This is a genomic window from Exiguobacterium sp. BRG2, assembly GCF_031844245.1.
Lineage (GTDB): Bacteria > Bacillota > Bacilli > Exiguobacteriales > Exiguobacteriaceae > Exiguobacterium_A.
Map to the genome: position 1 here is coordinate 134,440 of NZ_JAUZUW010000007.1, position 14,720 is coordinate 149,159.

The following is a 14,720-nucleotide window of genomic DNA, read 5'->3' on the forward strand; positions in this document are numbered from 1 at the left end:
TGATCAATGGATCGGCGGTTTTTTATTATCCAATTCTTTTTCTAAATCACGTGCCGTTTGGCTAGATAAGACTGTTTTTTCATCCTTCAGCGTTCCAAATAACCAATCTCCTACCGGATTGGATACACCGAACCAATAATGTTCATTTTTGAAGTGATGTAACAGATGCGTCTTTTTCATCCATTTCCCAAAGCGTGTTCTCGGCTTTAGCGGAACATGCGCCACATAATGCTTCCACTCGTAAACAAGTAACATGACGATCAATCCACTTGCAGCTGCAGCTGTCAATACGACAGACTGCGTCAGAAGATATGTCACCACCGCAAAAAATCCGAGATTCGGCAAGGAATACCATACTGGTAAAAATAACAGATGCAGTTCATTCGGATGCGCATGATGATCGTAATGGAGTCGTTTCAACAACTTTCGTCCGAACACGTTCTTCGGTGGTGGTAGATGAAACAAAAAACGATGGGTGAAATATTCACTAAAACTAAAGACGATCAATCCGATGCAAAAGAATAGCAACATGGACCAACTGAATGGTTGCGCGATGATATACCCACTTATTCCGATCAGTAATACAAGCATGATTAAAATATCTGGAAACAGAAAAAACGGCGATACATATCTGACATGAATGTCCTCTCCTTATCCTTCATTACAGCGTTTAGTCGTACGTTCATCGATTCGTCACGTTTTTTCCTGCAAGACATATAGTCATCTTTGCTCCTTCCCTTATACTAAAAAAGGAATGGAGTGATGATCGTTTTGAGTTTATCGACCGGAATCATCTTTGTATTACTCGCTTATACACTTATGTCGCTTTACGACATGTGGCAGGTTTACCGGACAACGAGCAAGCTCTGGATATTTGTTTTATTTCTTGCAACACTGATCAGTCTTGTTCTTGCCTTTTTCGTGGCCCCTGTACTTGCACTATTCTTCTACTGGTCACGCCACTCGTTGAAACGAAATATCGGCATCCTGTTACTGATTATCGTCTGTCTTGTCTCAATCATGACGAAACTGTCTGCATGATCGATTTCCTTCATGATCTATTCATGAAGGTTTTTTTCATGATCTATTTCCGAAGAAGAGACGTCGCATCAATTCACGTTCCGGCATTTCTGTTGTATTGAGTACATTTAGAAATGGGCGGTCATCGTAAGGAATCGTCAGGATTTCCGAACGAACTTGTCCTTTTTCTAAAGTGAGGATTGCTACTGGGGCAAGAGCTGTTTCCTGACACCCGATCGCTCCAGGGTTGATGTACAGCGTTTGATCCGTCTCAACTTGTTGTGCTGGATGGTGGTGACCAAAGCCAATGATTCGCGCCTCATTTCCGGAAAAAAGGACGGGTAAGTTTTCTTTCGTTCCATCCACTGCTGGCTTTAAGGGTTCCTCACCGATTTTCTTCGTCTGATCGGCATAGGCATAATGTGTCAGATACATCGTTTGTTCCTGATGGGTGACATTCAATACACGCGGTAAACGCTCCAAATAACTCTGATTCTCCTGCGTCAATGAATCTGCAATCCATTGATGGTGCTCTTTCGCATGTTGGTAACTAGCGGGATAAACATCCCCATGAATCAAAGCAAGGACGCATTCATCATGGTTTCCAGAAATCGTCTGAATATCAGGCCGCTGCCTTAACAAATTGATGACCTCATTATGTTCAGGTCCGATACCGACGAGATCACCGAGACAATATACAGCATCGATGTCTGAAGACTGATCGAGGTAGGACAACACGGCACGCAATGCTGAAGCATTCCCGTGAATATCTGTAAAAATCATTACTTTCATGTAAACGCCTCCATTGTTAGTACATTAGGATTTCCCGATGATAGCGTAAATTCCTATTAGATTTAGAGAAAAAATAAATTGTCAGAAAATATTGATTATTGATCAGAAGCATGTTAGGCTTAGAAAAAATTCACAGAGAGGGGCACGATTGAATGATTCCGACGCAACAGCCATTTAACCAAGCCGGACGACTGATTATTCTATGCATGAGGGACTGAAAACTTTTCCGATGATGAAACGGAAATGATTTTTGGGCCCTCCTTTCGATGCATCGAATGAGGCGCCCGCACAGAATGAGTGGCGCCTATCCCAAAAATGGATAGGCTTTTTTCATGGCAAAAAATAGAGATAGATAGAGAGAGGATGACAACGTTGAAAGAATATGCGATGGATCGAATGGTAAAAGTATCAGCTGGAATGGCGAATGCCGTTCTTGTAACACTCGGTGTCGGACTCCTGATTGAGACGCTCGGCAATTTTTTACATATCCAAATGCTACTGACGATTGGCGGCGTCGCAAAAGTACTGCTTGCTCCTGCACTCGGTGCCGGTATCGCCTTTCAGCTCGGAGGAAACACACTTGTCCTGTTCAGCGCGATGATCGCAGCGACGATTGGTGGTGCTGCGCTTCAATCGACTGCTTCTGGACTCGTTCTTGCCCCCGGTCAGCCAATCAGTGCATTACTCGCAGCTGCGGTCGCTGTATACGTTGGAAAACGCATGACTGGAAAAACGAAATTTGACATGATGGTCATCCCGATGAGTGCTGTGCTTGCCGGTGGTATAACTGGTATCGGTGCTGCTGCCGTAACGACACCACTCCTTACAAAATTCAGCGCTATGATCACCGCTTCAGTCGAATCGTCTCCTATTGCTACATCTCTTGTCATTGCACTCATCTTTAGTGTCTTATTGATGTCTCCCGCTTCGTCCGCTGCACTCGCTATCGCTTTGCAGCTTGATCCTGTAGCAAGTGCCGCTGCACTCATTGGCTGTTCCGCTCAATTCGTTGGCTTCACATTGATGGCATATCGTCAGACGGATCCCGGTGGTTTGATTGCTTCTTTCTTTGTCACACCTAAAGTACAATTCCCGAATATCGTTAAAAATCCACGTCTTGTCGTTGCACCGTTTCTCGCAGCGATGATTTCAGCTCCTGTAGCGACGCTTCTTCTCTCTTTGAAAGTACCATATGAACTCGCTGGACTCGGTTTAAATTCGATGATTGCGCCACTCAATATCTTCGTCAACCAAGGTCCTCAGGCGTTCCTTATATTCTTCTTGACTGGTGTCGTTTTACCTGGCGTCTTGACACTCGTCTTCTATCGATTGACGACTGTCGCAGGCTGGACGAAGCGTGGCGATCTTCATCTCGAAATCCAATAAAATAATATCTCTACCTTCCAACTATTCCTGATTGATTTCGGGAATAGTTTTTTTAATGCAAAAAAAATCGTTCCTTCGAAAAGGAACGATTTCGGTATGATTCTGACTGGGCTCGAACCAGCGACCTCTACCCTGTCAAGGTAGCGCTCTCCCAGCTGAGCTACAGAATCATGCTGTGTTGTTACTGGGTATATTTTTATTATAGCAGCATATCGAAAGGTGTAAAGCCTTTTTAACAAAAAAATTATCTTTTTTCAAAAAGATCTTTTTGAATAAAACAGTTTTAAAGTTGCGGGTTCTATGAGTGTCCTCTACTATGTAAATAAGCACATATAAACGAAAGGAGTGTTCATATGAACTTTTTAACCCGATTCAGTTTAAAGAATTCGGTGGCTGTTTTCATCATCGCCATTCTTTTAGTTTTAGGAGGCGTCTATTCTTTCTCGAAATTAAAAGTCGATCAGTTCCCAGAAATCGAATTTCCTCAAATCTCTGTTGAAGCAGTATATCCTGGTGCTTCGCCCGACGATGTCGATAAACAAGTCGTCTCGAAGCTTGAAACTGCATTGAAAGGAATCGAAGGAGCTACTAAGCTGACAAGCTCTTCTTATGAAAGCATCGGTATCTTAAACATCGAATTCCCGTTCGATACTGATATGGATAAAGTCGAACAACAGATTGATGCTGCAATCCAAGATGCGAATCTACCAGAGGAAGCAACAACGAAATTAAATCGTCTGTCCTTTGGATCGTTCCCAATCTATAATATCTCTTTCTTTAGTAAGGATGGTAAAGACATCGAAAAAATCCTCAAGGACGATATCGAACCTGAACTTAATAAGATTCCAGGAATCAATAGCGTTTCCGTTGGTGGCTACAAAGATGATCTCGTTCAAATCACCGTCGATAATCAGAAAGCAACAGAAGCAGGACTCTCGCTCTCAAGTATCAAGGAACAAATCAACGGAAAGTATGTCTCGTTCCCATCTGGTCAGCTATCAGAAAACGATTCAAAAATACCGATTCGCGTTGAGGGAAAACTAGAAAATCTAGATAAACTAAAAAATCTACAATTGACACCCGTTGCAGGTGCGACTAGTTCAGCTAGTAGCGATCAAACAGGTGGTTCATCTGCTGGCGGTCCACCACAAGGTGCAACACAAGGACCACCAAGTACAACAGGTGGAGCAGCTACAGATCAGGCGTCTGAACCTGCAGAACCGATTCGTCTAGAAGATATTGCAAAAATCGAAGCAGTCTCGCAACAAAGCGAAAAAACACGTTACGATTTAAAAGATTCCTTATCGATGGCAATCACGAAAAAACAAGATGCCAATACGGTCGAAATCGCAGATGAAGTCACGAAGATCCTTAATAAATATGACGATCAAGTCGACTATACGATTGGGATCGATTCAGCGAAGGATATCGAGGAATCCGTCGCGACACTCGTCAAAGAAGGATTACTTGGTGCCCTCTTTGCCTCTCTCGCTGTACTCTTGTTCTTACGAAATATTCGCGCAACGATCATTGCCATCGTCTCGATTCCTTTATCGTTACTCATTGCTGCTATCTTCTTGAACTGGCAAGATATTTCTCTGAACATCATGACACTTGGCGGGATGGCCGTTGCGGTCGGTCGTGTCGTTGATGATAGTATCGTCGTTATCGAGAACATCTTCCGGCGTGTTCGAAAATCCGAATCCGGTATGACGGATGAGATCATCGAACAATCGACAAAAGAGATTTTAAAAGCAATCACGTCATCGACGCTAACGACCGTCGTCGTCTTCCTGCCAATCGGATTCGTCGGTGGAATCACTGGTAAGTTCTTCTTACCGTTTGCTTTGACAATTATTTTCTCATTACTTGCTTCACTACTCGTTGCGATCACGATCGTACCGATTCTTGCGAAATTTGCCTTTAAGAAGGTTCCAGCAGAAGAAAAAGAAGGTGCTCTTCAACGGTGGTATGGCAAGCTGATTGAAAAGTCACTCTCGCATAAGGCGACGATCTTAATTGTATCGTTCATTCTTCTCGGCGGTTCTCTAGCGATCGTTCCACGTCTCGGCTTTACGTTCATTCCGAACGAAGCCTCAAAGACACTAACGGCATCGCTTGAACTTCCGGCTGCCACATCACTCGAGAAAACGAGCGACGTCTCATTTGAGATGGAAAAGATGTTTGATAAAGAACAAGCAATCGCTGACGTCACGACGTCTGTCGGAGCACGAGACTTTACGACAGGCTTACGTCTCGATAATAAAGCAAGTTATTTCTTGAACCTGAAGGACGGCGCGAACGTTGAGAAAACGATCAAATCACTTGAGACACAGATGGAGGACATCGCTCAAGAGGAAAACGTCAATGTCAAAATCAGCGTAGCTGAATTATCAACAGGTGGTCCTCCGTCGAACAACAACGTCGATGTCGACCTGTTCTCGAACGATCTCGAAGCGCTTCAAAAAGCTGCGAAATTAGTCGAGGATAATATGTCCAAAAATAGTGATTTAAAATATATCACAAACAACTTCAGCGAAAAACAAAAGCAATTCCTCGTTGAAATCGATCCTGAAAAAGCAAGTGATCGTGGACTATCCGGCTTCCAGATCCTCGGGACCGTCAATGATCAAACGAAGCCTGTTACTGTTGGCACGTTGAATCTTGATAATAAAGATCAAAATGTACAATTGTCTTATGAAAAAGGACTCGTTTCGAAGAAAGATCTCGAAGACGTCCAACTGTTCTCAGCAAACGGTCCTGTTGCTCTAAAAGATGTCGCGACCGTCAAAGAAGTCGAGACCTTCACATCAATTCAAAAGCTCGACGGAAAAGTATATGCTCGCGTTTCCGGACAAGTTAAAGGAGACGACGTACAAAACGTTTCTAATGCTGTAAAAACAGAGGTCGAAAAAATTAATTTACCAGACGGTGTCTCACTGACAAGTGGTGGCGGAAATGACGATACGGTTGAAATCTTCCAATCACTCGGAATTGCGATTGTCGTTGCAATCGGACTTGTTTACCTGACAATGTTGATTACGTTCGGAAAAGCACGAATTCCGTTCATCATCTTGTCCTCTCTGATCTTTGTTCCAATCGGTTCACTCGTCACGCTCTTCCTTGCGAATGAACCATTGTCTGTCAGTGTCATGATCGGCTTCTTGATGTTGATCGGAATCGTCACCACGAACGCAATCGTTCTCGTAGACCGCATCGGTCAAAACGTCGGACGTGGTATGCCGATTCGCGAATCATTGATTGAAGCGGGTAAAACACGATTGCGTCCAATCCTGATGACCGCATTCGCAACGATCATGGCATTAGTACCACTCGCATTAACAACTTCTTCAGGGACATTGATCTCAAAAGGTCTCGCCCTAACAGTTATTGGGGGGTTAACGACATCTACGTTGTTAACACTCATCATTGTTCCAGTCGTCTATGAATTGTTCTTCTTCAAAAAAGCGAAAAAAGAACGAACAACCAATTAAGTGAACATCAAAAAAGCCCATCGCTTGGATTGCGATGGGCTTTTTATAGTGTGAGGCTTATGATTCCAACGGTTCATCCGTCTGCTCCAATGTACCGTCATGTTCAGCTACCAATCAGCATGCCGGTCATTGTCAAACAGTCCATCTCTTTCATTCAAGACGAATAATAGATGAATCCAACACCCTCTATTTATCATGTTTTAAGATGTCGAAGTCTTTACTGGTTTCCAAGGAGCAAGATGAAAATACTCTTCCATTGTCAACCCACTGAGTTTCAGGCGAGCAGCAAGCGTCGCCCCTACATAACGGTAGTGCCAGCTTTCATACGTATAACCTGTCCACGATTCTTTACCAGATGGATAACGAAGATGGAAACCATACCGGTGCGCATTCGCGAACAGCCATTTCGCCTCTTTCGTCTTCGCAAAACTGAACATCGCGTATTTAGAAGAATCTGCTCCCCCTATATCAAAAGCGAGTCCTGTCTGATGTTCGCTTTTTCCTGGCTCCGCACTATAAGTACTCGCTTTTTCATATCCATCTCGCGCGACATATTTATCAAACAATGCCTTTTGGTAAGCGTACGAACGGTATGTACTAAATGCGACCAGCGTAATCCCCTCTTTTTTTGCCGCCAAGCGCATTTTCTCAAAAGCTGCACGCGCTTGCTGATTCTCTCCAGGAGCGTACGTCGAACGGAGTGCTAAGTTCTTATTCGCGATGAGTGTCTTACCGATCCGTTTCCCACCGATTTGTTCATCCGTCAGTAGATACTTCGTACTCGCATAACCAATCTTCGTACCATATTGTACTTTTGACCATGTACCGACTTTCGACAGTTCCGTCACATAGATCCCCGTCGGAATAACCGCAAGACTCGGTTGCTCGACTGATGTCCCTTGACGTAAATGAAGAGATGTCTTGGCTTGCCGATAAGTAGAAGTCGATGCTTCGACTGTTGGTATATACACTGATGTACAGGCCGCTGTTAATGTCAACGTCGTGATGAGTGTCGTGATGTATTTCATGAATCGTATATCTCCTTTATGCATGAGGATCTGCATCCATATTTTAGATTAGAATACCATTCTTTTTTTCAAACAGGGTTCATTCGGAATGCTTGTCATGAAAATGAAGTATTTCTGAAGTTTTCTAAATGTAGCTTAAGGGTGAATTGCAATGGGTAAATAACGTTGAATGCGCTTTCGAAACAAGTTCTGAAACAGAAAGGAGGAGCGTACGTGACATTGTGGGAATGGATCTTCAGCATTGGTAGCGTCTGTTGGATCAGTGAAATGATTCGTTTTCGGAATCGATCCGATTCCCAGTCGGGCGCCGCAGAACAAGTAAGTTTTTATTTGATTTTCCTTGTGTTGAGTGGAACGATCGTCTGCTCTTTCCTCTTTGCGGACGAAACTGTTTCTCCCTGGTTGCGCATCACTTCCTGCCTGCTGTTGTGGAGTGGAGTCGCTTTACGCCTTTGGGGAATTCTCCACTTAAAACAACAATTCACTCGTCACGTCGTCGTCGCAGCTGATGACAAGCTTGTCAGTAGTGGTCCTTATCGTTTCTTGCGCCATCCATTGTACAGTGGATTATTGTTGATCACGATCAGCTTTCCTCTGTTCACGGGACAAATGGTCCTGTTCGCTTTCGCTGGAGTGCTCATGTTCTTTTTCCTACTCTATCGAATCCGGATCGAGGAAGCGATGTTGACAAAAGGTTTCGGACCTGCCTATACGATGTGGGCTGCAAAACGAAAACGTTTGATTCCATTCATCTATTAAAAGGAGAAGTGATCCATTTGAAGAAACGTGCAATCGTCATTGGAGCTGGTCTTGCCGGTATGTCTGCTGCCATTCGTTTAGCTGGAGATGGTTACGCAGTCACGATGCTTGAAAAAAATGCAAACGTCGGTGGGAAACTAAATCAGCGCAGCGGGAAAGGATTTACTTTTGATACTGGTCCATCGATTTTAACGATGCCTTGGGTACTCGAACAACTCTTCTCAAGTGTTCATCGTAACTTAGATGATTACTTAGAAATCGAACGCATTGAACCGCAATGGCGTACTTTTTTTGAAGATGGAACAAAAATCGACGTCAAAGGTGACTTACCTGGAATGCTTGAAGAAGTCGAGCAAATTTCGTCACGAGCGGATTTCGTCGAATTGTTCCGGTACTCAAAACAAATGTATGACTTATGTCTCGACAGCTTTTATAAATACAGTCTCGAAGATTTAAAGGACTTAAAAAAATACCATACGATGTCTGATTTATTAAAGATGGACCCGATGAACACCGTCGCGACCGGAACAAAAAAACACCTCAATGATCCGTATCTCGAACAGCTGTTCAACTACATGGTCATGTATGTCGGTTCCAACCCTTATCAAGCGCCAGCCGTCTTCAATCAAATGATTTATGTACAGATGGGACTTGGCATCTATTATGTTAAGGGCGGGATGTATCAAATCGCGCGTGCTATGAAACGATTGCTTGACGAGCTCCGCGTCACGGTGCATCTCAACTCACCGGTTGAACAAATCGTCCTTGAAAATAAAAAAGCAGTTGGTGTCCTTTCGAATGGTACGTTCCATGCAGCCGACATCGTCGTCTCAAATCTTGAGGTCATCCCGACTTACGAACGAATCGTACCTGAGAAAAAAGCCCGGAAGCGGGCAAAAAAATTACAGGCATCGTTTGCTCCCTCTGTTTCTGGACTCGTATTATTACTTGGTGTGAACCGTGAATACAGTGGACTAGCACATCACAACTTCTTTTTCTCAGAAAATCCAGAGCGCGAATTCGCTCAAATGTTCAAAGAAGGAACGCCTCCTGAGGATCCAACGATTTATGTCGGGGTCTCGTCGAAATCTGATGCTTCGCAAGCGCCCGATGGAAAAGATAATCTGTTCGTCTTGACGCATGTCCCTCCTCTAACACTCCAAAAAGGCGAGGTCGACTGGGATGCTTATCGTGAAGTTGTTCTTGATAAACTCGAACGAATGGGACTTTACGGTCTTCGGGAATCAATCGAGTTTGAATATCGCTTCACCCCAGAAGATCTGAAGGACTTATATGGTCCAAACGGTGGATCGATTTATGGTGTCGCAGCCGATCGGAAGAAAAATGGTGGATTCAAGATTCCATCGAAGAGCGACTTATACGAAGGACTTTATTTCGTTGGTGGTTCTACACACCCAGGCGGCGGTGTGCCGATGGTCACCTTATCCGGTCAATTAACAGCTGATTTGATCCGAAAACATGAAGGTGCTATTCCTACGCCTTAAGATTTCTTTGATTACAAAAGAGACGGAAACTGATTTACTCATCAGTTCCGCCTCTTTTTTACTTTACATTCGTCAAAAGTGGTACGACGTGAATATCTACCTCTCCTCCTGATTTCACTTCCATCCGGCACACGGCTGGCATCGGTAAGGATTTCCAAAATGTATAATCAAATGTCGGATCGAATGTTTCGAGAAGTAACACCATAATGTTTCCATGTGTTCCAAGAACAACTATTTCGTCGGAATGCTTCTCCACCAGTTCATCGATGAATTGCCGAATGCGTTGCGCTGCTTCTTTGTTCGTTTCGCCCCCGAATGGATTATCGTTCGGATGTTGCCATACATATGTGACCGCTGCTTGAAAATCGTCAAGCTCTCCCGGTGCTAACAATCGCTCTCTTAGTTCTTCTACCTCAATAATTGGTTGTCGACGTGCCTCCGCGAGCGGTGCAACCGTCTCGATCGCCCGCTGATACGGACTACTATAGAATCTGTCGATTGGAATTTCTTGAAACGTTTCAAATAAACGTCTCGCATCTGCCTGTCCTTTATCGGAAAGTGGACGTCTCCGTTCATCCGGTGAGTATGTCGAATGTGCGTGCCGTACGAAATAGAGTGTCGTCATGTTTGAATCTCCTTCTTACTAGTGTATCCAGCGATATCCGATTCCGCGAACCGTTTCCAGATGCTGTTCGATTGGAAAACCGCAAACACGTAGTTTTTCTCTTAAATGTCTGATATGCGAGTCGATTGTCCGCTCGTCTACAGACGCTTCCGCTCCCCATAACATCGTCGTCAGCTGATTCCGCGTCCAAACACGTCGTGGAGAATCTAAAAATACACCTAACAATTCAAACTCCGTCTTCGTTAACGAAATCGTTTGTTGGAGGTAACAACAACGATAGCTTTCCCGGTCATAGGATAGACCATCATACTGTTGCTGTAATAAAACTTCCATTCGTCCGATCAGTTCTCCTTCTTGAATCGGCTTTGATATGTAATCATTCGCCCCTACTTCCCGTGTTCGAATGATGTCTTCCCGCTGATTCCGTGCCGTAACCATCAAGATCGGGATGTTAGAGTGTTTTCGAATGAGACGACAACATGTCCATCCGTCCATATCTGGCATCATGACATCCATTAAAATCAGGTCGAATACGTGCTGACGGCAGAGGTCAAGAGCTTGTTGCGCAGAATCCACAAGCTGACACGTGTACCCATACGGCTGAATATACAATTTTAACAGTTCAAGCATTCTCGGTTCATCATCTACAATCAATACATGCGGCATTTCATTTCTCCTTCCACTGCAGTGTCACTTGTGTTCCATGTCCAAGCTGACTCTTGATGTTCAATTCTGCTCCATGTGTCTGCGCAATTGCTTCAACGATGGAGAGTCCGATTCCAGTTCCTCCATGTTTTCGAGAACGAGATGCTTCCGTTCGGTAGAGCCGTTTCGTTACATGAGGTAAGGAGTCTGCAGCGATCCCTTCTCCTGTATCTTCGATTTGAATGAAAGCCCCTACTGCGTTGACACCATAACGAACGATGATTGTTCCCGACGTCGTATGTCGACGTGCATTTTCAATGATATTCACGATCATCTGACGGAGCTGCTGAGCGTCACCTATCACTTCTAATCGCTCACCTTCTATCTCGAACGAAATATTTTCTTGTTCGATGTCCAGGCGCATCAATCGTATCACTTGATGAATCAAGTCTTCGACATCGACAGGTTTTCGTTCCATCATAAAAGCATTGGCATCAATTCGTGCCAGCCAAAATAATTGTTCAATCCATTCATTCATTTGCTGAATTTCTTCTCGAATGATCGTAATGTAGCGTCGTCGTTCATCCGGCGTCAACGTTTGGCGTTCGAGAATATCCGCGTATCCCTTTATATATGTCAATGGTGTGCGTAGTTCATGAGATACGCTTGCTAAAAACTCGGATCGTTCTCGATTCAAAAAATCGAGATCCTGTTTTAATTGCTGAATCGAACGCGCCAATTGTCCCAGTTCGTCTTGTCGATCAATTGGCAACTCTCCACTTTCCCCATCCAATAGACGCGCCGTCGCTTTTTCCATCTGAATCAACGGACGAGAAATGATTCGGGTCGTCCAAATGCTTGCCGCTCCTGCTAATAATAGTGCGAGCAGACCCACTTGGAAAAACTGCTGTTTCAACGGATCAAGTACGTGATCTACGATTGCTTTAGAAGCGAACATGAAGACATGACCCCGATGTTTCCCGTCGATGGTAATGGGACTGTCCGTCATTAAAAAGTCACGCATCGTCACGATTTTTCCTTGTCGACGGTAATCAAAATCCGTATGCTCTAGCACACTTTTCATCTCACTCGTCAAAGGACGTGATGCTTCGAGTTGTTTTCCTCTTGCATCGGTGATCACGACAGTAAAGGATGAGTTCGCTTCCATCATACTGACATGACGCATCGTCGTTTGGTCGTAGGAATCGACTAGGACATCACGATGGGTATTCCCTCGGTTCAGCAAACCACCCACCACTTCCTGCGTTCGTATTTGAGACAACTGATAATACAACGTCCCGAACAATACACTGCCACAAATTAAAAATGTCGCAAGAACGATTCCTCCGACCGAGTATGAAATACGACGCATGACGTTTCCCTCCTTATCTCTCCATTTTAGTATAGCGAAAAAAACATAATCACTGCCGATAAACGAAACTGTCACTTCATCTGCACACGATTTGCACATACGCTGGGTATAGTAAAAAAGACTAATGACTTCAGGAGGGTTATAATATGAAAAAATCATTGACGTTAACTGTACTTGCTCTTAGTTCTACGCTTTGGCTCGGTGCATGTGGATCCGCTTCAAATGACGATGGAAGTAATAGTGACTCACACGATATGTCTCATGGAGATATGATGCATTCGAGCGACGGAAAGCTACCATCCGGTTTAAAGGAAGCCAGTGATCCGACTTATCCGAAAGGAAGCAACGTCACGTTGACGACGGATCATATGGACGGTATGGACGGAGCTAAAGCAACGATTGCGGGAGCTTACGATACCGTCGTCTATGCGATCAGTTACAAACCGACTACTGGTGGAAAGATGGTGAAAAATCATAAATGGGTCATTCAGGAAGAACTCGATCCCGTTCCAACTAAGCCACTGCAAGTTGGTGATGAAACGACTGTCAAGGCGGATCATATGAAAGGTATGGATGGAGCAAAAGCGACGATTGATGAAGTAACGGAAACGACGGTCTACATGGTGAACTATGAACCGACGGACGGTGGAGAGATGGTGAAAAACCATAAATGGGTCACAGAGGATGAGATAAAGAAATAATAAAAAAGCCCGCTTTTCCTATAAAGGAAAAGCGGGCTTTCGGTATGATTCTGACTGGGCTCGAACCAGCGACCTCTACCCTGTCAAGGTAGCGCTCTCCCAGCTGAGCTACAGAATCATGTTTGCAGTACGTAATGTACTTGCTAGGACATGTATTAATATATCAAGAAACTAAAAGGCTGACAAGTCTTTTTCCGAAAAAAAATAAAAAAATTAAAACGGAGGAATTGACCCCCGCTTCCTCCATTTTGAATGACTTACAGGAAGGTTGATACTCGATCGATCGGTAAACGGAGTGCCGGACGTTTTTTTGCATCTTCGACCGCTTTACCGACAGCAATCAACATGACCGGTACATACCGTGACTCGGTAATAAACGTTTCCGTAAAACGTTGATGATCAAATCCACCCATTGCGAGTGTTGATAATCCACGCGCTTCTGCCGCGAGCATCAATTGCATCGCAGCAAGACTCGCATTCGACATTGCCGCGTCGCGACCATACGCTTCACTTTGATAAGCGCCTTCTACTTGTGCTTTGATCGAATCAAATAAATCCTCTGTCATGCCACCTGCTTCTACTGCTGGACCGTACACCGGATTGTAGTTTCGATTAGCTTGAACATCACCTAAGATCGCAATGACTGCTGAAGCCGAAGTGATAGCCGGCTGATTGTATGCGATCGGTGCAAGCTGTTGCTTCGCTTCTTCTGAATGGAAGACCGTGAAATGCCAGTGTTGTAGATTCCAAGCACTCGGCGCCGCTGTCGTCCATTCTAATAGTTCTTCCACTTCCTGTTTTGAAAGTTTGAACGTTTCGTCGTAATGACGAACGGAACGTCTTTCTGTTAAGACACGCATTGTATCAAGTGTTGCCTGTGTCATGTGTAAATCCCCCTTATTATTATCAGATTACTTAGATATCGTAGCATGTCTCTTTTTTATTGTCCTCTATCAATACTTCAAACGAATTTACTGTTATAAAACAATAGTTGACATAAAACTTCTGTACTAATACAATAAAAACAAGAAAAAGACCATTTCGTTTATTTTGAAGGAGGAAAAACACATGGAACAACCCCTTTACCAAGAAGCATCTGCTGCATTCTATCGTGAGCTTCCCGTCAAGACATGCGCTCATTGTGGGAAAGAAATGGACGAGCAATGTGAATCCTATCAAACGGAATGCGATGAGTGTGCTGTAACAGAACACTAATAACACATGAAACAATCACTTATTCAGTGGTTGTTTTTTTATTTCTTACAAACTTCTTCTAAATAAATCGATATTTTTTAGAAAAATCGATTTTTCGTCATCTTTTTGTCATCTGTTTGTTACAAAAGAAACAGTCAGAATGTTACATTATCTGTATATGATATTTTTGACAAAAGGA

General features: G+C 43.9%; 14 protein-coding genes and 2 tRNA genes. 7 read left to right on the top strand and 9 right to left on the bottom strand.

Annotation, left to right across the window (positions count from 1 at the left end):
- Positions 1 to 3: 3 nt before the first annotated feature.
- Complete coding sequence (locus Q9R23_RS10840; RefSeq protein WP_290758183.1) at positions 4 to 591, bottom strand: sterol desaturase family protein; 588 nt, start codon at positions 589 to 591, stop codon at positions 4 to 6.
- Positions 592 to 762: 171 nt separating this feature from the next.
- Between Q9R23_RS10840 and Q9R23_RS10845 the strand changes: the two genes are divergently transcribed.
- Positions 763 to 1,041 carry a hypothetical protein gene (locus Q9R23_RS10845; protein WP_056063494.1) on the top strand — a complete coding sequence of 93 codons (279 nt, stop codon included), beginning with the start codon at positions 763 to 765 and terminating at the stop codon, positions 1,039 to 1,041.
- 36 nt (positions 1,042 to 1,077) lie between these two features.
- On the opposite strand, the gene Q9R23_RS10850 is transcribed toward Q9R23_RS10845, so the two are convergent.
- Entirely contained in the window at positions 1,078 to 1,812 is a 735-nt protein-coding gene (locus Q9R23_RS10850; RefSeq protein WP_035412443.1) for a metallophosphoesterase family protein, read from the bottom strand.
- A 363-nt stretch (positions 1,813 to 2,175) separates the two neighbouring features.
- On the opposite strand from Q9R23_RS10850, the gene Q9R23_RS10855 reads away from it, so the two are divergent.
- Positions 2,176 to 3,198, top strand: coding sequence for a PTS sugar transporter subunit IIC (locus Q9R23_RS10855; protein WP_035412440.1), 1,023 nt, complete (start codon positions 2,176 to 2,178; stop codon positions 3,196 to 3,198).
- 97 nt (positions 3,199 to 3,295) lie between these two features.
- On the opposite strand, the gene Q9R23_RS10860 is transcribed toward Q9R23_RS10855, so the two are convergent.
- Positions 3,296 to 3,368: transfer RNA gene (locus Q9R23_RS10860), tRNA-Val, on the bottom strand.
- 183 nt (positions 3,369 to 3,551) lie between these two features.
- Between Q9R23_RS10860 and Q9R23_RS10865 the strand changes: the two genes are divergently transcribed.
- Positions 3,552 to 6,692 (top strand): efflux RND transporter permease subunit, encoded by a 3,141-nt coding sequence (locus tag Q9R23_RS10865; protein WP_311247021.1) that lies wholly within the window; start codon positions 3,552 to 3,554, stop codon positions 6,690 to 6,692.
- Between the two features lie 200 nt (positions 6,693 to 6,892).
- Here the strand turns inward: Q9R23_RS10865 and Q9R23_RS10870 are convergent, their stop codons facing one another.
- Positions 6,893 to 7,720: a M15 family metallopeptidase gene (locus tag Q9R23_RS10870; RefSeq protein WP_311247022.1), complete on the bottom strand. Its 828-nt coding sequence runs from the start codon at positions 7,718 to 7,720 to the stop codon at positions 6,893 to 6,895.
- A gap of 213 nt (positions 7,721 to 7,933) precedes the next feature.
- Here Q9R23_RS10870 and Q9R23_RS10875 point away from each other — a divergent pair, with 213 nt between their 5' ends.
- Positions 7,934 to 8,479 (top strand): methyltransferase family protein, encoded by a 546-nt coding sequence (locus Q9R23_RS10875; RefSeq protein WP_311247023.1) that lies wholly within the window; start codon positions 7,934 to 7,936, stop codon positions 8,477 to 8,479.
- A gap of 17 nt (positions 8,480 to 8,496) precedes the next feature.
- The gene (locus Q9R23_RS10880) at positions 8,497 to 9,984 is read left to right on the top strand and encodes a phytoene desaturase family protein (protein ID WP_214856413.1); all 1,488 of its coding nucleotides are present in this window, start codon (positions 8,497 to 8,499) and stop codon (positions 9,982 to 9,984) included.
- A 58-nt stretch (positions 9,985 to 10,042) separates the two neighbouring features.
- Here Q9R23_RS10880 and Q9R23_RS10885 read toward each other — a convergent pair whose 3' ends face one another.
- Genes Q9R23_RS10885 through Q9R23_RS10895 form a run of 3 tightly spaced genes read right to left on the bottom strand, consistent with a single transcriptional unit; the run spans position 10,043 to position 12,626 of the window.
- The gene (locus Q9R23_RS10885) at positions 10,043 to 10,609 is read right to left on the bottom strand and encodes a histidine phosphatase family protein (RefSeq protein WP_311247024.1); all 567 of its coding nucleotides are present in this window, start codon (positions 10,607 to 10,609) and stop codon (positions 10,043 to 10,045) included.
- A gap of 18 nt (positions 10,610 to 10,627) precedes the next feature.
- On the bottom strand, positions 10,628 to 11,275 hold the full coding sequence (locus tag Q9R23_RS10890) for a response regulator transcription factor (RefSeq protein WP_311247025.1): 648 nt from the start codon (positions 11,273 to 11,275) through the stop codon (positions 10,628 to 10,630).
- A gap of 1 nt (position 11,276) precedes the next feature.
- A complete protein-coding gene (locus Q9R23_RS10895; protein ID WP_311247026.1) occupies positions 11,277 to 12,626 on the bottom strand; it encodes a HAMP domain-containing sensor histidine kinase in 1,350 nt (449 codons plus the stop codon).
- A gap of 146 nt (positions 12,627 to 12,772) precedes the next feature.
- Between Q9R23_RS10895 and Q9R23_RS10900 the strand changes: the two genes are divergently transcribed.
- Complete coding sequence (locus Q9R23_RS10900) at positions 12,773 to 13,327, top strand: YdhK family protein (protein ID WP_311247027.1); 555 nt, start codon at positions 12,773 to 12,775, stop codon at positions 13,325 to 13,327.
- A 45-nt stretch (positions 13,328 to 13,372) separates the two neighbouring features.
- Here Q9R23_RS10900 and Q9R23_RS10905 read toward each other — a convergent pair.
- Positions 13,373 to 13,445, bottom strand: a tRNA-Val gene (locus Q9R23_RS10905).
- A gap of 139 nt (positions 13,446 to 13,584) precedes the next feature.
- Positions 13,585 to 14,211 (bottom strand): nitroreductase family protein, encoded by a 627-nt coding sequence (locus Q9R23_RS10910; protein WP_290784138.1) that lies wholly within the window; start codon positions 14,209 to 14,211, stop codon positions 13,585 to 13,587.
- Between the two features lie 184 nt (positions 14,212 to 14,395).
- Here Q9R23_RS10910 and yhfH point away from each other — a divergent pair, with 184 nt between their 5' ends.
- Positions 14,396 to 14,542 carry a protein YhfH gene (gene yhfH / locus Q9R23_RS10915; protein ID WP_064505459.1) on the top strand — a complete coding sequence of 49 codons (147 nt, stop codon included), beginning with the start codon at positions 14,396 to 14,398 and terminating at the stop codon, positions 14,540 to 14,542.
- Positions 14,543 to 14,720 lie beyond the last annotated feature (178 nt).

Bases quoted from the DNA above. Each gene is read 5' to 3' on its own strand.
- Q9R23_RS10840 (WP_290758183.1), bottom strand. From the start codon at position 591: ATGCTTGTATTACTGATCGGAATAAGTGGGTATATCATCGCGCAACCA.
- Q9R23_RS10845 (WP_056063494.1), top strand. From the start codon at position 763: ATGATCGTTTTGAGTTTATCGACCGGAATCATCTTTGTATTACTCGCT.
- Q9R23_RS10850 (WP_035412443.1), bottom strand. From the start codon at position 1,812: ATGAAAGTAATGATTTTTACAGATATTCACGGGAATGCTTCAGCATTG.
- Q9R23_RS10855 (WP_035412440.1), top strand. From the start codon at position 2,176: ATGACAACGTTGAAAGAATATGCGATGGATCGAATGGTAAAAGTATCA.
- Q9R23_RS10865 (WP_311247021.1), top strand. From the start codon at position 3,552: ATGAACTTTTTAACCCGATTCAGTTTAAAGAATTCGGTGGCTGTTTTC.
- Q9R23_RS10870 (WP_311247022.1), bottom strand. From the start codon at position 7,720: ATGAAATACATCACGACACTCATCACGACGTTGACATTAACAGCGGCC.
- Q9R23_RS10885 (WP_311247024.1), bottom strand. From the start codon at position 10,609: ATGACGACACTCTATTTCGTACGGCACGCACATTCGACATACTCACCG.
- Q9R23_RS10890 (WP_311247025.1), bottom strand. From the start codon at position 11,275: ATGCCGCATGTATTGATTGTAGATGATGAACCGAGAATGCTTGAACTG.
- Q9R23_RS10895 (WP_311247026.1), bottom strand. From the start codon at position 12,626: ATGCGTCGTATTTCATACTCGGTCGGAGGAATCGTTCTTGCGACATTT.
- Q9R23_RS10900 (WP_311247027.1), top strand. From the start codon at position 12,773: ATGAAAAAATCATTGACGTTAACTGTACTTGCTCTTAGTTCTACGCTT.
- Q9R23_RS10910 (WP_290784138.1), bottom strand. From the start codon at position 14,211: ATGACACAGGCAACACTTGATACAATGCGTGTCTTAACAGAAAGACGT.
- yhfH (WP_064505459.1), top strand. From the start codon at position 14,396: ATGGAACAACCCCTTTACCAAGAAGCATCTGCTGCATTCTATCGTGAG.